The sequence below is a fragment of the Crenobacter oryzisoli genome, assembly GCF_030385785.1.
In the GTDB taxonomy this organism is placed as follows: Bacteria; Pseudomonadota; Gammaproteobacteria; order Burkholderiales; family Chromobacteriaceae; genus Crenobacter_A; species Crenobacter_A oryzisoli.
On record NZ_JAUEDK010000030.1, the window covers coordinates 20,670 to 43,820 of the forward strand.

Consider the following 23,151-nt stretch of genomic DNA (forward strand, 5'->3'; position numbering starts at 1 on the left):
AGGTGACGGCATGGACGAGAACGACGATTGCGGCTGTTGTGCCGGCCTGGAAGCGGAGACGCCGAAGCGACTCGACAACCGGCCCGGTCTGCCCTCGATTGCCTATCGCGTCGGGCGCCACGGCGATTTCCGCGCCTCCCTGCTGGCGCGGCTGTCCTCGACCGACTTCCCGGCGCTCGCGCGGCTCACCGCCCGTGCTGACGATGACTTCACGATCGCGCTGTGCGATGCCGCGGCCACCTTACTGGACGTGCTGAGCTTCTACCAGGAGCGTATCGCCAACGAAAACTTCCTGCGCACCGCGAGCGAGCGCCGCTCGATTCTCGAACTGGCGCGCTTGGTCGGCTACCAGCTCGCACCCGGGGTGGCCGCCTCGACCTGGCTGGCGTTTTCCTTGCAGGAGGCGCCCGGCCTGCCGGGGCAAGCGCTGGCTCCCGTGCCGGTGCCGACGGGCACGCGGGTGCAGAGCGTACCTGGGCCCAATGAACAACCCCAGACCTTCGAAACGGTGGAGACGATTGAGGCGCGTGCGACCTGGAACGCCATGCCGATGCAAACCACCATCGCCTGGCAGCCGCAACGCGACGACACCGACCTCTATCTTTCCGGCGTGTCGACCGGCCTAGTGCCGGGCGACGCGCTGCTCATCGTCGGGCAGGAGCGCGCGGTGGCCCTTCGCTCCGAACGATGGGATGTCCGGATCGTGGCGAAGGTCGAGCCCGACATCGCGCAAGGCATCACCCGCGTCAGCTGGCACGAAGGCCTCGGCAGCACTTCGACCCTCCCGGCACAGGACTCGCCGCGGGTCTACGTGCTGCGCCAACGCGCAGCGGTGTTCGGCTACAACGCCCCCGATCCGCGCCTGATGGGGCGTAGAGGAACCGCGCTGTCCACCTTGGTGAACGACATCAATGCCGGCGCAGGTATGAAATGGAAGAATTACAAAATCGGCGGGAAATCAATTGATCTTGATGCCGCCTACCCCAAGATCACGGCCAACAGCTGGGTGGTGCTGGTATCGCACGGGGCAGACGGCAGCACTTCACTGCCTGGTGACGTGGAACTCTTTCGCGTTAACGCGGTATCGGTGCTGTCGCGAACTGACTTCGGGCTCAGCGGAAAGGTTACCCGTATCACACTGGACGGCGACATCCCGACGAGCGGCACCATTCAGGGCACTTTGGTGTTGGCGCAGGGCGAAGAGCTGGCCGTCGCGGCACGTCCACTGAAGTATCCGGTGTTCGGCCAGCAGCTCACCTTCGGAAGCCTGCAAAAGGCACTGGCTCCTGAACAAGCGCTGGCGCTGAGCGGCAAGTTGCAACGCATCGGCATTGCCGCCCAGGGACTGACCTTGACGCTGGATGGCGGCGGTTCCCCTGTGCCCCTAATGCCGTATGACTCGCTGCAAATGATTGCGGTACCGCTCAAGCGGGATGGCCTTACGACCGTTCAACTGTCACCGGAGGAACTCGGTGCGTCAGTCGGAAAGGCTGAACTGCTCCGCCTGAGCTTGCGTGATCGTGACGGTGCGATCGGCATACTTGATGTGACGGGTGACCAAATCTTCCTGCAGCCGGCGTTGGAGAAGGACAAGACCCTGGCGGAAATCGTCTTCATCGACGAGAAGGTCGGTGCGGTCGAGCACGGCCGCGATGGCACCACGCTGCATCTGAAAACCGCCACGCAGCATGTTTATGATCGCCAGAGCGTGCGGGTCAACGCCAATGTAGCTCCGGCGACCCATGGTGAGACGGTCAACGAAATCCTCGGTAGTAGCACAGCCGGCAAGCCGGACCAGCAATTCATGTTGCGGCAGTCACCCGTCACTCATGTGAGCGCCAGTACAGCTAGCGGACGCCTGTCGTCGCTGGCTCTTCGCGTCAACGACTTGCTATGGCAAGAGGTACCCTCACTGTATGAGCAGGGGCCAAACGATCGCGTCTTCACCACGGCGATCGACGACAATGGCCATACCACGGTGACCTTCGGCGACGGCATAGAAGGCGCCCGTCCGCCCAGTGGGCAGGACAATATCCGCGCCCGTTACCGCAAAGGCATCGGCGCCGGCGGCAACGTCTCCGCCGGCAAGCTGGGCAATCTGCTCACGCGCCCGCTCGGCATCAGCGGCGTGACCAACCCGGAACCTGCCCGCGGCGGTCAGGATGCGGAAACCATGGACACCGCGCGTGCGAACGCGCCGCTCACGGTTCTCACGCTGGATCGTGCTGTTTCCGTGCAGGACTACGAGGATTTCTCCCGAAGCTTCGCCGGCATCGCCAAGGCACATGCCACCTGGATCGCGGCTGGGCCGGGACGCGGCGTGTTCGTGACGGTGGCGGGTACGGCGGGTGAGGCGGTCGATGAGTCCAGTGCCGGCAATCTGCTGGCAGCGCTGAGACGCTATGGCGACGCCTTGCTCCCCCTGCGTCTGGCCAATTATCGGCAAGCGACGTTCCGCCTGCGTGCCGCCGTCAAAGTGGCTCCCGACGCCGAAACCGACATGGTGCTGAAGCGTGCCGAGGAGGCGTTGCGCAGCGCCTTTGGCTTCGCCGCGCGGCATTTCGGGCAACAGGTGTCGGTCGATGAAGTGGTGGCCGTCCTGCACGGCGTGGCCAGCGTGCAGGCCGTGAATGTGATTGAACTGTATCGGCCCGATCAGGGCGTCACGCCCCGTCTGGATCCGCGTCTGTTCGCACGGCTGCCTGAAACCTCTCTCACCGCACTGCCGCAGGCCGCGGAACTGCTGACGCTCGACGCCGGCCCACTCATCCTGGAGGTCATGCCGTGAGCTTCGATGCCGAGACGCTCTATCGCCTGCTACCCGCGATTCATCGGATCCGCGATGAGGAGCTGGGTGGACCGTTGCGTGCGCTGATCGCCGTCATTGCCGAACAATTGGCGGTGATGGAAGAGAACATCGAACAGTTGTATGACGATCAGTTCATCGAAACCTGCGCCGACTGGGTCGTGCCCTACATCGGCGATCTCATTGGCTACCGGCCCCTTTACGGCGAGGTGCTGGGGGTTGGCAGCCCGCGGGCAGAAGTGGCCCATACCATCGCGCTGCGTCGGCGCAAGGGCACTGCCGCCGTGCTGGAGCAGCTGGCGCGTGATGTGACCGGTTGGAACGCCCGCGCCGTGGAGTTCTTCCAAACGCTCGCCACTACGCAATACATGAACCATGTCCGGCCACGCAATCACTACGCTCCTGACTTGCGCCAGTGGGAGCCGCTGGAGCGCATCGGCAGCGCTTTCGACACTGTGGCGCATACCGTGGATGTGCGCCGGATAAGCAGCAGACGGGGGCGCCATAACATTCCCAACGTCGGACTCTTCCTCTGGCCGGTCGATGCGTATCCATCCACTCGTTCGCCAGCCGTGCAGGCGGATCCGGTGGATGCCAGGCGTTGGCGCGTGAGCCCGCTCAACCATGACATGCCGCTCTATAACCGCCCCGAGTCCGAGGAGCGGATTACCCACATTGCCGAGCCGTTCAATGTGCCGATGCCCTTGTCACGGAGAGTGCTGGACCAAGACATAGACACCAAACTCCCCGCTCTGCCGACCTACTACGGCCAGGACCTCAGTCTCGCGGTGTACATCAACGGTGACCCCACACCGGTGCCGGTTACCGGCGTGTGTGTGTGCAATCTGGGCGACGACGGCGCAACCTGGGCACATCTGCCCGATAGCAAGATTGCCATCGACCCGGTGTTGGGCCGCATTGCGTTGCCGGCCGCACCCGCAGCGCCGATCACACGGCTGGAAGTGTCATATCACTATGGCTTCAGCGCACAGATGGGCGGAGGAGAGTACGAGCGCACGGCGAGCTTTGGAGCAAAGCCCAATCAGACGGTCCTGCACGTGCCCGACGACCACGCCACCATTCAGGCGGCACTCGACCAGTTGAACGGCGACGGTGTGGTGGTTGTGACGGACAACGGCCGTTATGAGGAGACGCTGACCGTTCATGTCAAGGCGGGCGGTTACATCGAGCTGCGCAGCGAAAACGAGCGACGGGCGTCACTGGTATTGACCGGCGGATTCACCGTCAAGGGGGATGTCGATAGCGAATTCGCGCTCAACGGACTACTCGTTAGCGGCCACAATCTGCACGTACCAGCGACGACTGATAACCACTTGGCACGCTTGAGCATCGTCCATACGACACTGGTGCCCGGCTGGTCGCTGAATCCGAACGGCGAACCTGCGCATCCAGGTGAACCAAGCGTGATCGTGGACATTGCGGACACGCACTTGACGCTTACGCGCTCCATAGTCGGCGGTTTGCGCACGCATCCGGACGGCAATGTATCGGCCTTTGATTCCGTCATCGACGCGACAGTCATCAACGGGGTGGCATTCGCCGCGCCGGATGGCAGGTCGGCGGGGGCCCGCCTTTCTCTGATGGGCTGCACGGCCATCGGCAAACTGCATGCCGTCTCCATGCCGTTGATCTCAAACAGCCTGGTGTTGGCCGAGCTCGAAGCGGGCGATGGGTGGACCGCGCCGGTTCTCGCAGAACAGAAGCAGACCGGATGCGTGCGCTTCTCCTGGCTTCCTACCGGTTCACGCGTGCCACAATGCTACCACTGCCTGCCGCAGAACAACGGCTACCCTGCGCCACGCATGATGTCATTGCGCTACGGGACCCCCATCTATTGCCGACTGTCGGAAGCGACCGACGCAACCATTCGGCGTGGCGCCGAGGACGAGGACGAGATGGGCGCATTTCATCATCTTCACGCAACCGCACGAGAAACCAATGTGCGCCTGCGCCTGGCCGAGTATTTGCGTGCGGGGCTGGAATCCGGCGTTTTCTTCGAGATCTGACAAGGGGCGCACCATGAGTTTCGATTGCAGTCGATTTACCTTCAACTCCTGGAATGACTTTCTGGGTGTCGTCATGCAGCAGGGGCGGGTGCAGTTGGATGCCGACTGGAACGAGTTCGTCTCCCAACTGATCCGCCGCATCCAGGCCGGCACTCTGGACACCTTCGAGCAGACCGTGGTGCCCCGCGTCACGCCCGATGGTTTTCGCATCGATTTCAATGATGGAGAGCTCACCATTGGTGTGGGGCGCATCTATGTTGATGGCATTCTTGCCGAGAACCATGGTGCAGCCCCCAAGAAGTGGGACCCGCGGCTTGCCGAGCAGACGGGCCGTGACGCAATCAACTACACGCAGCAACCTTACTACTACCCTAAGCCCCTGTCCCTGCCTGAAGGTGAGCCGTTCCTCGTATATCTGGACGTCTGGCAACGCGAGGTCACCTATCTGCAGCACCCCGAGCTGGTCGAAAAGGCGGTCGGCGTCGACACCACCGCACGGCTTCAGACGGTGTGGCAGGTCAAGGTGCTGTCCAAAATTGGATCCGCGCTATGCGATACGCCGGATAAGGATGTGCCTCGCTGGAGCGATGTGATTCGTCCGTCCGCGGCCCGCTTGACCACTTCTACTGGCAGTGTCGCGGCCTCGCCGAACCCCTGCCTGATTCCCCCCAGCGGTGGTTACAAAGGTTTGGAAAATCAGCTTTACCGGGTCGAGATTCATGATGACGGTGTAATGGGTAAGGCCACCTTCAAGTGGTCGCGCGATAACGGCACGGTGCAGAGCCTGATCAGCCAGATCAACGCGGCACGCAACCGAATCGTCGTCGACACCGTCGGCCGCGATGCGCTATTGCGCTTCTCGGATGGCGATTGGGTGGAGATCACCGATGATGTGCGCGAGCTGCATGGCGAGCCCGGCGAGATGCGGCGGATCAAGCTCGGTGGTGGCGTCGATGATGCTACACGCACAATTGTGCTTGATACGGCGCTACCGCTTGGCGCCTTTCCGACCGGAGCGCAGGACGAAACGAACCCCGCACGTCACACGCGTATCCGCCGCTGGGATCAGTCAGGCCAGGTACTGCGCGCCGACGGCACGGTGTTCTGTGACCTCGACGCTGCCGGGAGCACCGGCCTCATCCCGGTTCCGCCAATGGGCACCACGCTGTGCCTCGAAGACGGCATCCAGGTGCAGTTTGACCTCGTCGGCGACCCCGACGATAGCGGTGGCAGTTTCCACGTCGGCGACCGCTGGTCCTTCGCGGCGCGCACGGCGGATGCTTGGATCGAACCGCTCGACCACGCGCCGCCGCTGGGTACGCATCATCACTACGCTCGTTTGGCGGTGGTGAACTCTCCCGAGTCAGTGAGTGACTGCCGGGTATTTTGGCCACCCGAGCCCACCGCAGGCGAAGGCTGCTCCTGCGATGTCTGTGTCACGGTAGGGGGGCACAACGATGACACGACCACCATTCAGGACGCCATCGGCAAGCTCGCCGGGAAGGGCGGAGTGATCTGCCTTGGTGCCGGCATCTATCGCCTCAGCGGACCATTGCGCATCAATGGTGCTGGCTCCCTGCGCATTCGTGGCAAGGGATGGCGCACGGTGCTTGTCTCCACCGGTCCGGTTATAGCTATACAGGACAGCTTGGGCGTGGTTCTCGAAGACTTTGCGGTCGTGGGTGCGGGAGCGGCCACCGGTGGTGAGACTTCCGTTGCCGGCGGCGCGAATCAGGATCTGGTTACCGCCAGCAACACGGTGGGGCTTGAACTGGATCATCTTTATCTCCTGGCACTCTCCTCAGGAGTCGGCCGTGCCGCTGTCAAGCTCGACGGCTACGCGCTGGACACGCGGGTGCATGAATGTGCCATCGTAGCCGACGTCGGCATCACGGGGGGCATGGCTAACCCAGAGGTCTCGAGCAAAGAGGGACTACTCACCGCGAGCCTGTCCATCTCCGACAACCTGCTAGTGTGCAACCGTGTAGGGCTGCAAATGGGCAAGGGGTCTTTTCATTACGGAGATAACACCCTCTCCCGCAACCTTGTCTTGGGATCACGAGAATCAGGCTTCGTCGCGCAGGGTGGGGCATTGCTGGGTTCGTCTTTCCGCATTGATGCCAACAGCCTGTACGTCGCCGGCAATGGCATCGTCGCCGGGGTCGACGGTTTGCGCATTACCGACAATGAGATACGCAGTAGCAGGGCGCGCGAAATCAGTAATGGCATCGGGAGCAGTAACGGCATAGTGCTGGCGGCCGGACTAGATCCATCTGGTATTGAGCATGTCTGGATTACCAGCAATCGACTTGCCGAGTTTCCGGGCAACGGCATTGAGGTGCAGGTACCAGTTGGCTCGGCCATCATCAAACAAAATGTCGTGGAGCACACATATGGCGGCATCGTGTTCGTCAAGGCTGGCGCGAGCAGCCACTTATCCATCGAAAACAACCAGCTGCTGAACATCGCCGAGGGCTACGATCCCCAGGGCGGATCGGTGGTTGGCATCCAGGTCCTGGCCGCGCGCGAGGTGGACATCGTTGGCAATATCGTGAACAACTTTGCCGGAGATGCGTGGGTGGCGAGCGACCGTGTCGCCATTCGGGTGGCCGCTAGCGGCGATGTCCGCATTTCGGGTAACCGCCTGAGCGAACTGGGGCCGAGGAAGCCGAGACAAGAGCACCTAGGATATGTCGCAGGCATTGAACTTCAACCGCCGTACACCCGTGCGGTGCTCAGCGAGAACTTCATCTCCCGTAGCACAGCGGACAACCTGGTGCCATCGCAATGGCATGCGATCCGGATCATGCCACCCTCCCGGGAGAACTTCCTGTTCGCGGCTGGCGCGACTATATTCCCCATGGACAATGGGTTCTACTTGTTAACAGGCTCGCGGCTGCAAACGCTGTCCGCTGCACCGCCGGAGAGCCTTTCCATTCGTGGCAATCAAGGTACAGCCCGCGAGATAACATTGCCGCTCGTGGTCGCAATGGGTGTCGCAAGCTGTATCTTTTCCGACAATTATTTCGAAGCCACAACCGCCGAAAAAGATTTAGATGGAAATGCTGTCGCAATGGTGATGCTGAGCGCCGCTACCGTCATCGCATCGAATAACCAGCTGCTCTGGAGAAACAGCGAGCGAGGAGGGGCCCTCAATATCTTTGAGAGTAATTTCTACACCGTTGTCGGCAACATCACTATGGGTAATATCTTTATTATTCTTAACAAGAAGAGCCAACTACTGGACGGCCCCTGGAAGTTACTCAACGTTATCGTATCATGAATTGGGAGCTTCTTATATGCCTATTACCGTCATAAGCAACGAAAAGACCGTCAAAGAAGTGATCACCAAACTATACGGCGAGCTATCAGCCACGCAGCTGGACTCAATCATGGCCGCTACGTTGGCGGCCAATCCTCATCTGAGCGAATCGGCTACGTTGACGCCCGGCATGGTGGTCATCGTGCCGTCGCAAGCGGCCGTCGCTACGCCTGCGGGGGCTGGCAACATCGTGTCGGGCGACGCGGTGGGGGCAATCTGCGCTGCGCTGTCTGACTATGGCAAGAAACTGAGCCAAAAAATTGTGAACCGCCAGAGAGAACTTAACGACACCGCCAATATTCTCAATAACGCCGACTTTCAAAAAGTGGTTGGTCCAAAATTGCCAGAAGGTTTCATAGAAGGTGTCATAAATGCAACAGAGTCTGAACAAGCCAAATTCAAGCAGATGAGCCATTTCATTGAAAGTGATCTCAAAACTCTCAACAGCGACCTAGAGAAATTGTCTGGCAAACTGTTTTAATAATCGCTCATTCACTTCTCAGAGGCGAAGCAAAGTTCTGCAACAACGTCTCTTGAAAGTAGTAATTTTTCATTGTCCTGCTTTAATCGTTAGTAACGATGTAATTGCTTTTGTGGGTTCTGTCGCAGTAAGGGCTGCGGTAAGATGACAGCCCAACCAACACACTCAAATGGCATGAAGAAGACGCCCGTACCGGCATGGCGAAAAGCACTCAAGCGCCTGCATTTCCCGATCGATGTCATCTTGCTATGCGTGCGTTGGTATCTGGCTTACTCCCTCAGTCTGCGTAACCTGGAAGAAATGATGGCTGAACGTGGGGTTGCCGTTGATCACGCTACCGTACACCGCTGGGTGAGGTTCTGTCGCAGTAAGCCTCCAGTAGAATGGACCGGTGTCGAACACAATGTGTGGGCAACGGTCATGAACCCGGAAGTGGCAAAGGTCTTGAAGCGTTTGCATTACCCGTTGGAGGTGATGCTGACCTGCGTGCGCTGGTACGTTGCCTATCCCTGAGCCTGCGTCATTTGGAAGAGATGATGGCCGAGCGAGGTATCTCGGTTGACCACTCCACCGTGTATCGCTGGGTGATCAAGTTGTTGCCGCTCTTCGAGAAGGCGTTTCGCCAACACCGGCGTCCGGTGGGCAACAGCTGGCGTATGGACGAGACGTCCATCCTGGTTAAGAGCCAGTGGAAGTATCTCTATCGGACAGTAGACAAGGACGACAAGACCATTGATTTTCTGCTGCGCGCGCACCGCGATACCCCCGCGGCGCGACGCTTTTTCGAGAAAGCCATCGCTGGCTGTGGGGCTCCGAAGACCGCCACAGTGGACAAGAGCGGGGCGAACCTGGCTGCCCTGCAGGCCATCAATGCCCATCGGGAGACGGCCATTGAGATCCGCCAGAACAAGTACCTGAACAACCTCGTCGAGCAGGACCATAGGGCGATCAAACGCCGGGTCAGGTTGATGCAGGGATTCCAGAACTTTCGTTGCGCCCGCATCATCCTGGGGGGCATTGAGACCATGCACATGATCCGCAAAGGGCAGATGCTTACCCACAAGGGGAGCAGTCCGTCCGCTGCTGAGCAATTCTATTCCCTGATCGCATAACCGCCGTCTCTTGTCGCACCACGCTTACCCAGCCCTCCTTATCGCGACAGAACCCTTCGAAGACCTTTTTCTTCCCCGGATCTGAGTCAGCCGCGAGATCCTTGAACTGGCCTCGGCGTGAAGGTCGTCGGGAGTGCCCATGGTTCTAGGAACAGTCCATGTTGGGGCGGGCTATCCAGGTTTATCCTTGTGTTTTCTGTTCTGTTGAGGTTAACCGTATTTTGCGATTGCTTAGAGCGCCAAGGTCAGCTGATCTTGACTAAGCCACGGGCAAACAACACGACGGCAACGACGGCAGTCAGCACGAGGACACCCGCCAGAATGGCTTCTACGCGGGTAAAGACCGCTTGATCGGGGGCGTGTTCGTGGCGAGCCCACCAGAAAACCGGGAATCCCAGAGCGAAGAGAATGGTCGACATCAAGAGGAATTGAGGGCCTGCCGCATAGAGCAGCCACAAGGAGTAGACCGTGCCAAGCATGCCCGTCCAGACCGACTCATGAGCCGTTTCACCTGTGCTTGCTGCATAAGTTGATTGCTTCGCATAGCGCCATAAGAAAACGGTACTGGCAAGATAAGGGGGCAGAATCATGACGCCGGTGATCGAGATCAGCCATATCCAGGCATTCTGCGCAAACAACACCACGAAAATGGCTAGTTGCATGGTCGCGCTGGAAACCCAGAGTGATGGAGCCGCCGCGTGGTGCTGGTTCTCATGAGCAAGAAACTTAGGGAATACCCCGCCTTTTGCGCCTTCGAAGGGTAGTTCGGCGACTAGAATGGTCCAGGCCAGCCAACAGCTTAGCAAGGAAATGATCAGCGCTACGACGATGAACACCGCGCCCCACTCACCGACCGCGGCCTTTAAAACGTACGCCGCCGAAGGCGAAGCGAGGCCTGCGAGCTGCGCTTGATGCATCAGGCCGAACGGTAGTGCAGACAGCAAGAAATAAAGCACAGTGCACACGATCAGACCGAGAAAAGTGGCAACACCGACTTGCGAGGTCTTGTTGGCACGGTCGGAGACCACCACAGCACCCTCTATGCCGATGAAGACCCATAGCGTGACTAGCATCGTGCCCTTGACCTGACCAAGTACGCTTCCCAAATGCGCTTGGGTGCCCCAAAAGTCAAAGGAGAACATCCCCGCTTTTATCGCGACAGCCATGGCGCACAAAGCGACCGTTATCGTGCCGATGTTCAACGCACTCGAGATTACATTCAGGATTGCTGCGCGCTTCACCCCGGATAGCACCACAAAGTTCATCGCCCAGATCAGCAATGAGGCCCCGATGATCGATGGCCAGTTGCGGCCACTGGCAAAGACGGGAAAGAAATAGCCGATCGTCTGCATAATCAGGACCGCGAACGCGACATTGCCAAATGCCGCGGACAGCCAGTACCCCCACGCCATCTCGAAGCCGGCGAGCGAGCCGAATCCTTCCTTCGCGTATGAGTAGATACCTGCCTTCAAGTCCGGTCGTTTATCTGCCAAGGTACGAAAGGTGTTCGACAAGAAGAACATGCCTACCAGTGTAATAACCCAGGCAATGATGACCGCGCCCAGCCCCGCGCCGTGTGCCATGTTTTGCGGCAGATTGAACGCGCCCCCACCGATCATCGAGGCGATAACAACGCCGGTGAGAAGTGGCAACCCCAACTTTCGTGTTTTGGGTTGCGTTGCAGTGAGGGATCGGTCTTCGTGGCTCCCCGAGAGGCTGTCTATAGGGTTCATGAGAAACACCTCCTGACAACATCATGTGTAACGGTAGCTTCATTGCGACGCCGGGCTGGAGACCCGGATTGTCGCACCCCGCACCCGTAATAGTTGGCCAACTTTCAATTCAGGGAAGTCTCCAGTCCGCCGCCCCTCAGCCGATGGCTCAAAAATGCGCACCCAAGTGCCTCCGTCCCCGATGCCGGTTACCAGGGCATCAAAGCGTTGCCCGATTCGTGAATGCAGCAGCAGAGCCGCCTCAGACTTGCGAAGCTGTCACTCCACCTTTCGTGCGGCGTCCTCTTGCATGGTGCAGTGCAAGGCCAGTTCGTCCAGTTCATCATTGGAGTATGGCGACACGATACCGGACCTTGCCATGCTCATCCACGCCGTGAACCTAGAACACGTTCTTAGCCAGATCCAGCCCGATCGTCCTAATGTTCATGGTGACGCTCCCTTCGGTCAGTGAGTTGGTTGCAAATTCAGGCCGCTACGCCCACTGCCACCGGCTTAACGTGCTTTAAATTCCGTTTTCTGAGACGACCCCTACAGGCGCGTCACGAACAGGAACAGGGCCAGTGGCAGCAACGCGAGCAGGCGGCGCAGCGCGAGCTGCTGCAGCAGAAGGTGGCGAGTCAGGCGCAGGCGCTGGCGCAGGCGAGCAACGCGGCCTCGGCCTGCAGGAACAAGTGGACATCTTGCAGCAGCAGCGGGACGCGGCCCAGCAGCAGGCCGAGCTGCAGCAGCAAGGCGCGGCGGCGGCGCAGGCGGCACTGGGCAGCGTGCAGGCCGAGCTGGAGCGTGCCGCGGCGGAGCGCGACGAGGCGCGCCGCCTGCTGGACGCCCTGCTGCAGCGGCTGCCGCCGCCGGCCAGCGCCGCCACGCCGTGACCGGTCAATTTTTAGGCAGGGCCAACGGACGGCGCGTCACGGCGGGGTGTGCCGTTCGAGCGGGGGCGGTTATCCCCCGGCTTATCCACCGCGGCGGGGGATAACGGGGCTGTGGTCGCTCGGCCGTCGCTGCAAAACGTAGATGTATTTCCGAAATTAATGCGGAAAATAGACGGCAACATGGACAAAGTAGTTGCTTTTTGCTAAAAAACCTCATTTATAGATGTTTCTGAAAATCCGTAGACGCCGCTGTATTGCTCCAGGCCTTTTGTAGATGACTGCTACCCCCTCCCGAATCTTCCTTGGCTATGAAGCGCTAATTCGCCATTACCAGCTTCAAGTGCCCCCCCTGCGTTGCGTGTATGTGGCCACGGAGCGGGCGATGGAGTCCCGCTCCATCAATGCAGAGGGGGAGGAGCGAATTGAGCTGCCCTTGCAGCGGATCTCCGATACTGATTCGCTTGTAGGCCAACTTACCTTTGCCTTCAAGCGGGAGCACTTGAACCTCACGGTGCTGGGCGCGCTCTTCGAAATTCCCGAGGTGCTTGAAGCTATTCAGGCCTGGCTGCATGACAAGCCCAGCTCGAAGTATTCGCGCCTAGCAGGCCATTTGGCTACTTGGCTGACCGGTCACGAGTTTGATTACCGCTTGCCGGCAGGCAGTCCTCGGATTCCTGTCCTCGACCCTGCGCACTATGTCGTAGGGCCGGCCATCTCGGACTCCAAGTTTGGCATCGTGAACAACCTGCTGGGTGACAAGTGGTTCAGCCCGCTCGTTCGACGCACAGACAAGCTGCAACAATTTCTTGCCGAGGGGCTGGCGAACAAGGTAGGTGAGGCGTTTCAGACTATTGAACCTGAGATGCTCTCAAGGGCGATGGACTACCTTTACCTTTCCGAGACGCGCTCGACTTACAACATCGAGGACGAGATTCCAGACAACAACCGCGCAGCTAAATTCAGGCATCTCCTGGAGCGCGCGGGCGAGCCCGGGCTGCTTACCGAAGAGCAACTGTGCGAGTGGCAGGCGCAGATTGTGAATGCCCGTATGGCCGAGTACGAGTTCCGCAACATTCAGAACTGGCTTTCGCGCCCAGGCCGACTACGCAACATCGCGGACTTCATTCCTGCTCCGCCCGAGCTGGTGCCCCGAATGATGGAGACAATTGCCCAGGTGGCACAGTATGCCTCGACAGGTGGCTTGGACCCGGTTCTTGCTGCGGCTTGTGCGTCATTCGGCTTCGTATTCGTACACCCATTTCTCGACGGTAACGGACGACTTCACCGTTTCTTGCTGCACCACATCCTGCGGCAGGCTGGTTTTACGCCGCCCGGGGTAGTGCTGCCCCTTTCTGCACGGATGCTCAAGCAGTTGGACCGCTACTCGGCCTTACTGAAGCGCTATTCGCGCCCGCGCACCGAACTTCTCGACTATACGTTGGATGGCGATAGTGCCAACATTCATGTGGGCTCGAGACAGCCTTTGTGGCTCTACGCCTACTTCGATGCAACGGATATATGTGAATTCATCCTTGAATGCTGCAAGGCCTGTGTCGAGGAGGACCTGCAGGCAGAGGTGGTCTATTTGCGCGCGCATGATGCCACGGTGCGCGACCTTGAGACTTGGCTCAATATGCGGCAAGCCACGCTCAACATTCTCATTGATGTCATCGTGCAGGGTAACGGGGCACTCTCCAAGCGCAAACAAAAACTAGTCGAAGGCTTATCCGAAGCAGAAGTGGCCCGGATCGAAGCGACCGTTTGCGAGCACTTCGCGGCCTACATCGACCAGCGAGCTGGTTTAGGGGGGTAGTAGCGAGTTTTTGGAAAATTGACCAGTTTGTAGGCGTTTTTCCTAATCGCTAGATGTGCAACTGCCAAACCCTGCCCAGGGTAGATGTTCTTAGAGCCTGTTTACGATCTCCTGAGTAACAGGGCCAGGAAGGTGAGGTGGATGAACTGCAAGCTGGTATTGAGCAGTCGCTCGCAGTTCTTCCACAGCCGCCTGTTCTTTTCCAGCCAAGCAAAGCTGCGCTCGACCACCCAGCGCTTGGGAATCACCGCGAAACGATGCAGTTCGCTCCGCTTGGCACGCTACGTTGCTCAAGGGAGGCTGACGGTAGGCACTACGTATAGGTGGCAGATTGATCGAAACAGCTTGGACGCGTACGTGCGGACTCTAGGCTAAGTCGCGCCGACGCTCAGATGAGGTATGAACTGTTGGCGTTGATGGTCGATGTTTCTCCAGATGCTGTGGGTGTAGCCGCTCGTTACTTTGGATCAACGTGAGTCATCACGTCCAGCACCAGGTAGGCAGCCATGACGCGCTTGCGTGCCTCCTCTGCGATGTCGTGGCCTTAGCGCACGGTAAGCTTGGCATTCAGCTCTAGGTGCACGTCGACCAGGATCATGTCGCCCATGCGGATGCTTCAGCCGTTTGAAGGCTTCCTCGATGCGCCATCGTTGGTGGTAGAGAGCACCAAAATCGGCAGCCGGAAATGCTTGTGCGTCCAGCAAGTTGGTCATCAACACGTGAGTGGTTCCATCCGGGGCAACGCTGCGCACGAGACGAACCTCCGTTTACACAAAAATTCGGACACGCCCATTTCCGAAACCGGAATCGAACCCGCGTCCGTAGCCCAGACCAAAAGTACACCCATTCCGGGGTAATGGCATCCCGCCGTGCAGGGAATGGTGCCCTCTATCACCGCACTATGTGCGGAGAATAACTTGCGCATGCGGAGAATGTGGCCCACAATCTCCGCATGAATAGCGGCGATTACAAATACATCTGGCAGGCCAGTGACTGGCCGAATTGGCGCTTCGACCTGGCGGCACTGGCTGGACCCATGGCTGAGGTCAGTCGCGCCCAAGGGCTCTTGATGGGGCGCTTGGCCGACGTGGGAATGGCCCTGCGCGATCAGGCGAGTCTTGCGGCGCTCACCGAGGACGTGGTCAAGACCAGCGAGATAGAGGGTGAGCAGCTCAATGTCGAGTCGGTGCGCTCTTCCATCGCTCGCAGGTTGGGCGTGGACATCGGCGCCTTGGCCCCGGTCGATCGTCACGTCGAAGGCGTGGTCGAGATGGTGCTCGATGCCACCGCCAACTGCGCAGTCCTGGTCACGCGGGAGCGGCTGTTCGGCTGGCACGCCGCGCTGTTTCCCACCGGCTACTCGGGGCTTGCCAAGATCAAGGTCGGCTGCTGGCGCGACGATGCCAGTGGCCCGATGCAGGTGGTGTCGGGCCCCATCAGTCGCCAGCGTGTGCATTTCGAGGCACCGCCTGCTGGCCGTCTGGAAGTCGAGACCAGCCGATTTCTCGACTGGGTGAATGGCGCACCGAACGAGCCGCCTTTGCTCAAGGCCGGCCTGGGCCATCTGTGGTTCGTAACGTTGCACCCGTTCGACGACGGCAACGGTCGTATTGCCCGGGCCATCGGCGATCTGCTGCTGGCGCGTGCCGACGGCAGTCCGCAACGCTTCTACAGCTTGTCGGCACAGATCCAGCGCGAGCGTAAGGCCTATTACGACATCCTGGAGCGAACCCAGAAGGAGTCGATGGACGTCACCGAGTGGCTCGCCTGGTTCCTCGATACCCTCCATCGCGCCGTCGATCAGGCGCAGCACACGCTCGATGCCGTGTTGCGCAAAGCGCGGTTCTGGCAGCACTGGGCGGCTATATCCTTGAACGAGCGACAGGTGAAGCTGCTCAATCAGCTGCTCGACGGGTTCGAAGGCAAGCTCACCAGCAGCAAGTGGGCGGCGATCGCCAAGTGCTCTCCGGACACGGCCCTGCGCGACATCAACGATCTGCTGGCGCGGGGCGTCCTGCGGAAATCGAATGCGGGCGGACGCAGTACCAGCTACGAGCTGAACGATTTGCCGCAGTAGCTGCGTTTCATGGAGTTGACCCGGTGCGCGACAAGCCTTGGCCTTCAGGCTGGGGAGGATGTCAAAGTACCGGCCTGGAGCTGGCTGATAGAGGACTACGACCGGATCAGAAACCTGATCACCCCCGGGACCTCCTGGGAGGCGGGGGCAGCTCTGGCAGATCGCTCGGTTGTGGCGGCATTCGGCATGGCGTCCTCGTTCTCGCTCACAGGAAGGTGTCGGCGATGTCTATCGACGAGCGTTGCCCCAGCGCGTCGAAGTTTGCGGTCAACCAGGCATCGGCGCGCTCGCGTCCCAGTGCGAAGACTTCGCGCAGGAAGCCCCAGTCGGCGTTGAACTTGCTTGATACCCCCAGCTGGGCCATCTCAGCTTCGGCATCGATGCTGTGGATCAGCATGCGCCGGTAGCTAGCCGGATCGAGCGCGCCTTTGTCGATCAGTCGGGTGATGAAATCGACCGCGCGCATCTCGCGCATTAATGACGAGTTGAAGCTCAGCGTGTTGATGCGGTCGAGGATCTGGCGCGCCGTGGTCGGCACCTCGGGGATGCGGATCGGGTTGATACGGATGATCAGCACATCGCTGCTGTCGGTGTCATAGATCAGCGGGTAGATCGGCGGATTGCCCATGTAGCCGCCGTCCCAGTAATACTCGTTGTCGATTTCTACCGCTTGGAACAAGAACGGCAGGCAACTCGAGGCCAGTACCGCCTGCACGCAGATCTCGCTGGTGGTGAACACGCGGATGCGCCCGCTCAGCACATTGGTGGCGCACAGGAACAGCTTGACGCTCCGGCAGTTCTGCAGCACTTCGAAATCGACCACTGCGAGCAGCACATCGCGCAGCGGGTTCAGGTTGCACGGGTTCAGCTGGTAGGGCGAGAAGAAGCGGGTGAGATGGTCGAACATTAGCCAGGCCGGCGACAGGTCCATATTGCCACAGCCCATCATCCGGTCCAGCCAGGAGGGTTGCAGCGGGCTTAGCCGCGCCGCATCGGATATCTGGCGCCAGAGCGTTTCAAGCGCGCGGCGCGCTCCTTCGCCCCCGCCGCTGGCAAGACCGTAGGCGAGCACCGTGGCATTGATCGCGCCGGCGCTGGTGCCGCAGATGCCGTCTACCTCGATCCGGCCGTCTTCGAGCAGGCGGTCGAGCACCCCCCAACTGAAGGCCCCGTGGGAGCCGCCCCCCTGCAGCGCTATATTGATGCGGCGAATCGCGGGCGATGGCTTCGCTTGCATGGTGGGCCTCCTCTGTGTGCAGTCTAGCCGACGCGCACCGCCTGGCCAGTGCGCCGGGCGCTGCGCGCTGATGCGATGGGGGACCGTGGCTCATGGGGCAAGTCAGCGCAATGCTGGCTGGGCGAGCCGCCACGCCAGATTGGCGCGGGCGCGGGCTTCGCAGCGGGTATGGAAGAAATCCGTATGGTAGATAGCGGGGCGAGCCAGCAGGGCGCCCAGGAAGGCCCGTTCTCTGGCGTCGTAAGCGACATCGCCCTGGTCGGGACGCTCGGCTCGCAGGAGCGCTTCATCGCGGCGAAAGCGGGCGCGGTCATCCCCTAGATTCACCAGGTCGATGTCGGCGGTAAAGCGGGCATCGAGATCGGCCGGTACAACGTCATGTGTCGTCGCCAGGATCATTTCGGCGATGCGTGCGGCTGCGGCGATGCGTCCCTCGGCGCAGCGCTCGAACCACTCGGCGCTGAGCCGCTCATTGTCTTCCGCACCGGGAATGTAGATCACATCATGAAACCACAATGCCAGTTCCACGGCATCAGGATCGTGGCTCGCTGCGCGCGCGCAATCCAGACCGCTCAGGCAGCGACGGATGTGGTCCAGGGTATGATAACGGCGCATCGGCTCGGCGTAATGTCGCGCCAGGTCGGCATAGACGATTTCGCCCTGCACGCCGCCGCAGCGCGACCACAGCGCCAAAAAGCGTGTTTCCATCCGCTTCATCCCGATTCCTCTGTCTCAGAGAACGCGTGCCGGACGTTCGGAGGAACGAGGCGCGCGCTTCAGGGGCCCGGTAGACAGCGTAAGCCTGGCGCGCTGCTTCAGCGTTGGCGTTCGGCCATCCAGAACCACCGGTTCATAGCCCAATCCGATCCGCCCATTGCGCATGCTTCAGCTAAGCGCGGCGAGCAACGCCCCGGCCTCCTGCAGGTCCGCGGTGTCGAAACCTTCGGTGAACCAGTCATAGGTTTCGGCCAAAATACGGCGGGCGTCGCCCGGCTTGCCCTGCTGTCGCCACAGCCGGCTCAGGCCCATCACCGCGCGCAGCTCCAGCGAGCGGGCTCCCTGTCGGCGAGCGATCGCGATCGCCTTCAGGAAGCAGGCTTCGGCTTCATCCCAGCCGCCGGCCTCCTCCCCCTCGCGGCTCGGCTGTTGCAGCATCAGTTCCCCCTTGAGTCGATACAGCTCCGCCTCGTACACGCGCTCCTGCTTCTGGTCCACGACGGCCAGCGCCTCGGTCAGCGTCTCAAGCCCTGCCTCGGTCTGTCCTGCTCTTCCGTAGGCTTCGGCCAGCAGCGCCAAGTAATGCGTCTGCCAATGCTCCGCCCCAGTGGCCCGATAGGCGGCCAAGCCCTGTTGCATCCTTTCGACTCCCTCTGCGGCGCATCCCTGCTCGGCCAGCACCCAGCCCGAGAGGATGGTTCCGTAAGCCAAAAAGTACGGGAAGCCATGCTCGGTCGCGAGGGCGATGGCTGCCTCCGTCAGCTCGCGCGTCGGCTGTGCCTCGCGCCGGTGCAGATGAAGCTCGGCGGCGAAGATCAAGGCATTGGCCGAGTCAGGAGGTTGGGACCGGATCTGAGCCAGAGCGAGCATCTCCTGGCTGCGCGCCAGGGCCTGATCCGGATAGCCGAGCAGCCACAGGTCCAAGGCGAAGTAGGCCAGCCCCAGCACGCCGGGCTCCAGTCCATAGAAGAAGGCAGCCGAGGGGTCATAGAGGGCCAGGGCCTGCTCCAACTGCGCGCGGGCAGGGTCCAACTCGCCGAGACCGAGTAAGCTGGTCCCCAGCGCTCGATGGGCTTGTGCGAGCAACGCAGGGTCTTGTGCCTTCCGGGCCAGCGTAAGGAGTTGCTCCCCCAGTTCGCGTGAGGTCAGCAGTTCCCCACGGACTAGATAAAATGTGCGCAGCCCCAACAGCGCGGGGAAGAGCTGGATCGTTTCGCCGAGCTGTCGGCACAGCGTCAGTGCCCGCGTATAGGTCGCTTCGACTTCCGGGGCAGCGTGCCCCTTGGTGGCCATCCAGGCCGGACCTAGAGTGATCAGAAGCTCGAGTTCTTGTCGTGTGCGCTCGGGAGCATCGGGCAGCGTTGCGAGCAGGGCCAGCGCCGTGGTCAGGTGGGCGACCGCTTCGGCATCGGCCGAGCGCTGCAGCGCCTGGCGCCCGGCGCAGTGCAGGTATTCCACCGCCTTCGGCGCGTTGCCGCTGCGGCTGAAATGATGCGCCAACTCGCTGCTGTGCTCCTCGAGCCGGGCGCCGAACAAAGCCTCGATGGCCTGGCCCGTCCGCTCATGTAGTGCACGGCGCTGATCGCTTAACAGCGAGCCGTAGGCTACCTCCTGGGTCAGCGCATGCTTGAAGCTGTACTCGACCTCCGGAAACGCCGGCTGCTCATAGATGAATTCACCGGCTTGCAGCCGCGTCAGCAGGCTCTTCATGGTGTCTTCGGACTGATCGACCACGCGCGCGAGCAGGCTCCAGGTAAATACCTTGCCAATCACCGCCAGGGTTTGCAGCAGCGCCTTCTCGGCCGGCTGCAGTCGGTCGATGCGGGAGGCGAGCACCCCCTGCACGGTGGCCGGGATCTGGAGCCTGCCTGGGAGCTGCTCGAGACGGTAATGACCGCGCTCGCCCTGCAGCACGTGCCCCTCAGCCAGCGCCTGCACCACTTCCTCGATGAAGAAGGGGTTGCCTTCCGTAAGCTCCAGGATCAGGCGCTCGAGCGGGGCCAGGCCGGGGGCATCGCCCAGCAGCGCGTGCAGGAGCTCCCGGGCTTCCGCTTCGCCCAGAGGATCCAGCCGCAACTGGGTGTAGTAGCTCTTGCGGCCCCAGTCATGCCGGTACTCGGGCCGGTAATTGACCAGTAGCAGGATACGGGCGTTGCCCACGCTCTCGCCGAGAAAGCCAAGGAAGGCCTCGGTTTCGCTGTCGAGCCACTGCAAATCCTCGACGATCAGTTCCAGTGGCTGGGTCAGGCTCTCGCGCACCAACAGCCGCTTGATCGCCTCGAAAGTCCGCTGCCGGCGGATCTGCGGGTCCATCATCGCCAGCGCCGAGTTCGGCTCGGCTGCCCCGAGCAGGTGGAACAGATAGGGCAGCGTGTCTTCCAGTGCGCGGTCCAGGGTCAGCACCTTGCCGGTGATCCGCTCGCGCCGGCGACGCTCGTCGTCCTGCGCCGTGAGCTGGCAGTAGTTCCGCAGCAGCTCGATCAGCGGCAGATACGGATAGGCTTTGCCGTGCGACACCGAGAAGGTTTCCAGTACCAGGCAATCGCGCGGCGCGAGCAGCTTGAACTCGTGGTATAGCCGAGACTTGCCCACCCCAGGGTCGCCAACCATACCAACGATCTGGCCATGGCCGGCTTGCGCCCCCGCCCGAGCTGCGCGTAGCTGCCCGAGCTCGCGCGAACGACCGACAAAGCGCGCCAGCCCGCGGCTGGCCGACACCTGCAGCCGGGTCCGCAGCGGACCGAGACCGAGCACTTCAAAGACCGCGAGCGGCTCGGGCAGCCCCTTGATCGGCGTCGCGCCGAGCGCCTTGAACGCAAAATAGCCTTCGGTCAGGTGGCGCGTGTGTTCGCTCGCGACGATCGAGCCGGGCACGGCGATGCCCTCCATGCGCGAAGCAATGTGGATCGAGTTGCCCACCGGATCGTAGTCGGTGTGCAAATCATGGATGCGGATCGTACGCACGACCACTTCGCCGGAGTTGATGCCGACGCGGATCTGCAACGCGATTCCCTGAGCGAGACGCACGCCGTCGGCGTACCGGTGCATGGCTTCCTGCATGCGCAGCGCCGCCAGCAAGGCCCGCTGCGGGTGATCCTCGTTGGCGATCGGCGCGCCGAACAGCGCCAGGATGCCATCGCCCATCGACTTGGCCACATAGCCTTCGTAGTGATGCACGGCCTCCATCATCAGCGCCAGCACCGGGTCGATCAGCCGGCGGGCATCTTCGGGATCGAGGTCGTGGATCAGCGCGGTCGAACCGGCCATGTCGGCGAACAGCGCGGTAACAGTCTTGCGCTCGCCGTCTGCCACGCCGCGGGCTTCCATGGCCGCCTGTGCCGCCCGGATGCGTTCTGCCAGGTAGGGGGGCGTGTAGTCGATGGGCGCCGTGGTCGCAAGCGCCGCGCTCGGGGGCGGCCCGTTCAACGGCGCGCCGCATTCGCTGCAGAACTTGGCGCTCGCGCTCGCCTCGTGCCCGCAGGCAGGGCAGGCGCGCACCACCTTGGCGCCGCATTCCTCGCAGAACTTGGCGCCGGTCGGATTCTCGAATCCGCAGCTTGCACAACGCATAGGGCTTACCCCCGCCTCCGGCGGTTTTCAAGGTGCAACCGTTTAATCGGGGCTGGCAGCTCGCCGGGCTAGCCGCCCGGGCCGCGCGACCCCGATTTTTCTGCACATCGTCCGTTACGGCCGAATGCCGACAATAGCAAACGCGATAAAGCCTGTCGGCTGGCACCGTTTTGGGCATGGCCGCCCCGTAACCATAGTCTGTCGGGGGCTTGTGCGATAAGCCTGTTCAGACGGTTCTCGCCATATCGTGGCTATTTCGAGGGGGGCGAGAAGAGGGCGAGCGCCTTATCAAAGGAACTCTTTGCCGATGTCGATGCTCGAGCGCTGCCCGATGTTTTGATAGTTTTCCTTGAGCCACGCCTCGGCTTCGGTCCGTCCCTTGTCCCGCAGAAAGCAGAGGAAGTCCCAGTCGGCGTTGTACTTGCTCGACACGCTGAGTGCGGCCATCGTCTGGTCGGACCGGATTGAGTGGATCAGCATTTCCTTCATTTCGCCGCGACCGACCTTGCCTTGTTGGATCAGCGAGGAAACGAAGGCGATCGCGCGCATCTCACGCATCAGCGACGAATTGAAGCTCACTTCATTGATGCGGTTGAGAATTTCGGCCGCAGTGGTCGGCACGCCGGGGCGGACGATCGGATTGATATGCACAACCACTACATCGCGCGTGCTGCAGTGGTAGATCAGCGGGAATATCGCCGGGTTACCAACGTAGCCGCCGTCCCAGTAATATTCGCCATTGATCTCCACCGCCTGAAACAGGGTTGGAATGCAGGCCGAAGCGAGCACCGCTTTCACGCATATGTCATCGCCGGAAAAGAGGCGGATCTTGCCGGTCTCGACATTGGTCGCACAGAGATAGAGGCGGATCGGGCAATGCCCGCGCAACGCGGTGAAATCGACATGTTGCTCCAGCAACTCGCGTAGCGGGTTCGCGTTGAATGGATTGAATTGGTACGGCGAGAGGACGCGCAGTGTGATGTCCATCAGCAGGTACAAGGGCGAGTGTTCCAGCCCGAAGCTGTGGGACCCTTTCAGCCATGGCAACAAGCGGAAGGGGTTATGCCGCTGCGCCGATTGCGCGATAGCGTGCCAGAAGTCGTGCAGCGCCTGACGCGCGCCCTCGGAACCACCCTGTAGCAGCCCGTAGGCCAGCACTGCAGCGTTCATCGCACCTGCGCTGGTCGCGCTGACGCCTTCTAGTACAAGCCGCCCGTCCTCGAGCAGTCGGTCGAGCACGCCCCAGGTGAACGCTCCGTGCATCCCGCCGCCCTGCAAGGCTAGCGCGATCGGCTTCTGTTCGCCGTTGTTCGGCCGAGTTCCACTCGTTGCAGCCATCGTAAACCTCCCAGGGTCCGATCCCAGCCACGTCGTCGCTTACGCC

15 protein-coding genes and 2 pseudogenes are annotated in these 23,151 nt (G+C 61.2%); 9 read left to right on the plus strand and 8 right to left on the minus strand.

What is annotated here, in order from left to right:
* Nucleotides 1-10 precede the first annotated feature (10 nt).
* The 6 genes and pseudogenes from QU481_RS15590 to QU481_RS15615 all read left to right on the plus strand — a co-directional run bounded on the left by QU481_RS15590 (nt 11) and on the right by QU481_RS15615 (nt 9,748).
* Nucleotides 11-2,788 (plus strand): putative baseplate assembly protein, encoded by a 2,778-nt coding sequence (locus tag QU481_RS15590; protein WP_289829677.1) that lies wholly within the window; start codon nt 11-13, stop codon nt 2,786-2,788.
* Nucleotides 2,785-4,833, plus strand: coding sequence for a PDZ domain-containing protein (locus tag QU481_RS15595; protein ID WP_289829676.1), 2,049 nt, complete (start codon nt 2,785-2,787; stop codon nt 4,831-4,833). Before QU481_RS15590 ends, QU481_RS15595 begins: the two co-directional genes overlap by 4 nt.
* A 13-nt stretch (nt 4,834-4,846) precedes the next feature.
* Nucleotides 4,847-8,116 carry a DUF6519 domain-containing protein gene (locus tag QU481_RS15600; protein WP_289829675.1) on the plus strand — a complete coding sequence of 1,090 codons (3,270 nt, stop codon included), beginning with the start codon at nt 4,847-4,849 and terminating at the stop codon, nt 8,114-8,116.
* A 16-nt stretch (nt 8,117-8,132) separates the two neighbouring features.
* A complete protein-coding gene (locus QU481_RS15605; protein ID WP_289829674.1) occupies nt 8,133-8,636 on the plus strand; it encodes a hypothetical protein in 504 nt (167 codons plus the stop codon).
* A 174-nt stretch (nt 8,637-8,810) separates the two neighbouring features.
* Nucleotides 8,811-8,993: pseudogene (locus tag QU481_RS15610) on the plus strand (hypothetical protein); the annotation flags it as partial.
* Nucleotides 8,994-9,056: 63 nt separating this feature from the next.
* A protein-coding gene (locus QU481_RS15615) for an IS6 family transposase (RefSeq protein WP_289830989.1) occupies nt 9,057-9,748 on the plus strand; the annotation gives its coding sequence in 2 pieces (ribosomal slippage) (nt 9,057-9,144 and nt 9,144-9,748; 693 coding nt in all).
* Between the two features lie 245 nt (nt 9,749-9,993).
* Here QU481_RS15615 and QU481_RS15620 read toward each other — a convergent pair.
* The gene (locus QU481_RS15620) at nt 9,994-11,481 is read right to left on the minus strand and encodes a basic amino acid/polyamine antiporter (RefSeq protein WP_289830970.1); all 1,488 of its coding nucleotides are present in this window, start codon (nt 11,479-11,481) and stop codon (nt 9,994-9,996) included.
* 39 nt (nt 11,482-11,520) lie between these two features.
* On the minus strand, nt 11,521-11,715 hold the full coding sequence (locus QU481_RS15625) for a hypothetical protein (RefSeq protein ID WP_346432445.1): 195 nt from the start codon (nt 11,713-11,715) through the stop codon (nt 11,521-11,523).
* Between the two features lie 326 nt (nt 11,716-12,041).
* On the opposite strand from QU481_RS15625, the gene QU481_RS15630 reads away from it, so the two are divergent.
* Together QU481_RS15630 and QU481_RS15635 are read left to right on the plus strand one after the other, a co-directional pair.
* Nucleotides 12,042-12,353, plus strand: coding sequence for a hypothetical protein (locus QU481_RS15630; RefSeq protein ID WP_289830971.1), 312 nt, complete (start codon nt 12,042-12,044; stop codon nt 12,351-12,353).
* Nucleotides 12,354-12,735: 382 nt separating this feature from the next.
* Nucleotides 12,736-14,166: a Fic family protein gene (locus tag QU481_RS15635; RefSeq protein WP_289830972.1), complete on the plus strand. Its 1,431-nt coding sequence runs from the start codon at nt 12,736-12,738 to the stop codon at nt 14,164-14,166.
* A 101-nt stretch (nt 14,167-14,267) separates the two neighbouring features.
* On the opposite strand, the pseudogene QU481_RS15640 reads toward QU481_RS15635, so the two are convergent.
* Both QU481_RS15640 and QU481_RS15645 read right to left on the minus strand, forming a co-directional pair.
* A pseudogene (locus QU481_RS15640) lies at nt 14,268-14,444 on the minus strand (transposase); the annotation flags it as partial.
* Nucleotides 14,445-14,633: 189 nt separating this feature from the next.
* Nucleotides 14,634-14,879, minus strand: a complete 246-nt coding sequence (locus QU481_RS15645; protein WP_435382740.1) for a transposase — start codon at nt 14,877-14,879, stop codon at nt 14,634-14,636.
* Nucleotides 14,880-15,118: 239 nt separating this feature from the next.
* On the opposite strand from QU481_RS15645, the gene QU481_RS15650 reads away from it, so the two are divergent.
* Entirely contained in the window at nt 15,119-16,243 is a 1,125-nt protein-coding gene (locus QU481_RS15650) for a Fic family protein (RefSeq protein WP_289830973.1), read from the plus strand.
* Between the two features lie 205 nt (nt 16,244-16,448).
* On the opposite strand, the gene QU481_RS15655 is transcribed toward QU481_RS15650, so the two are convergent.
* From QU481_RS15655 to QU481_RS15670, 4 genes are all read right to left on the minus strand, one after another.
* Nucleotides 16,449-17,480: a patatin-like phospholipase family protein gene (locus QU481_RS15655; RefSeq protein ID WP_289830974.1), complete on the minus strand. Its 1,032-nt coding sequence runs from the start codon at nt 17,478-17,480 to the stop codon at nt 16,449-16,451.
* A 102-nt stretch (nt 17,481-17,582) separates the two neighbouring features.
* Entirely contained in the window at nt 17,583-18,188 is a 606-nt protein-coding gene (locus QU481_RS15660; RefSeq protein ID WP_289830975.1) for an HD domain-containing protein, read from the minus strand.
* A gap of 177 nt (nt 18,189-18,365) precedes the next feature.
* On the minus strand, nt 18,366-21,767 hold the full coding sequence (locus QU481_RS15665; protein WP_289830976.1) for an adenylate/guanylate cyclase domain-containing protein: 3,402 nt from the start codon (nt 21,765-21,767) through the stop codon (nt 18,366-18,368).
* Nucleotides 21,768-22,055: 288 nt separating this feature from the next.
* Nucleotides 22,056-23,105 carry a patatin-like phospholipase family protein gene (locus tag QU481_RS15670; protein ID WP_289830977.1) on the minus strand — a complete coding sequence of 350 codons (1,050 nt, stop codon included), beginning with the start codon at nt 23,103-23,105 and terminating at the stop codon, nt 22,056-22,058.
* Between the last annotated feature and the right edge of the window lie 46 nt (nt 23,106-23,151).

What these genes read in the sequence shown, in the direction of transcription:
- QU481_RS15655 (WP_289830974.1), bottom strand. Translation starts at nt 17,480, where the DNA reads ATGCAAGCGAAGCCATCGCCCGCGATTCGCCGCATCAATATAGCGCTG.
- QU481_RS15620 (WP_289830970.1), bottom strand. Translation starts at nt 11,481, where the DNA reads ATGAACCCTATAGACAGCCTCTCGGGGAGCCACGAAGACCGATCCCTC.
- QU481_RS15590 (WP_289829677.1), top strand. Translation starts at nt 11, where the DNA reads ATGGACGAGAACGACGATTGCGGCTGTTGTGCCGGCCTGGAAGCGGAG.
- QU481_RS15650 (WP_289830973.1), top strand. Translation starts at nt 15,119, where the DNA reads ATGAATAGCGGCGATTACAAATACATCTGGCAGGCCAGTGACTGGCCG.
- QU481_RS15660 (WP_289830975.1), bottom strand. Translation starts at nt 18,188, where the DNA reads ATGGAAACACGCTTTTTGGCGCTGTGGTCGCGCTGCGGCGGCGTGCAG.
- QU481_RS15665 (WP_289830976.1), bottom strand. Translation starts at nt 21,767, where the DNA reads ATGCGTTGTGCAAGCTGCGGATTCGAGAATCCGACCGGCGCCAAGTTC.
- QU481_RS15605 (WP_289829674.1), top strand. Translation starts at nt 8,133, where the DNA reads ATGCCTATTACCGTCATAAGCAACGAAAAGACCGTCAAAGAAGTGATC.
- QU481_RS15670 (WP_289830977.1), bottom strand. Translation starts at nt 23,105, where the DNA reads ATGGCTGCAACGAGTGGAACTCGGCCGAACAACGGCGAACAGAAGCCG.
- QU481_RS15600 (WP_289829675.1), top strand. Translation starts at nt 4,847, where the DNA reads ATGAGTTTCGATTGCAGTCGATTTACCTTCAACTCCTGGAATGACTTT.
- QU481_RS15645 (WP_435382740.1), bottom strand. Translation starts at nt 14,879, where the DNA reads ATGACCAACTTGCTGGACGCACAAGCATTTCCGGCTGCCGATTTTGGT.
- QU481_RS15635 (WP_289830972.1), top strand. Translation starts at nt 12,736, where the DNA reads ATGGAGTCCCGCTCCATCAATGCAGAGGGGGAGGAGCGAATTGAGCTG.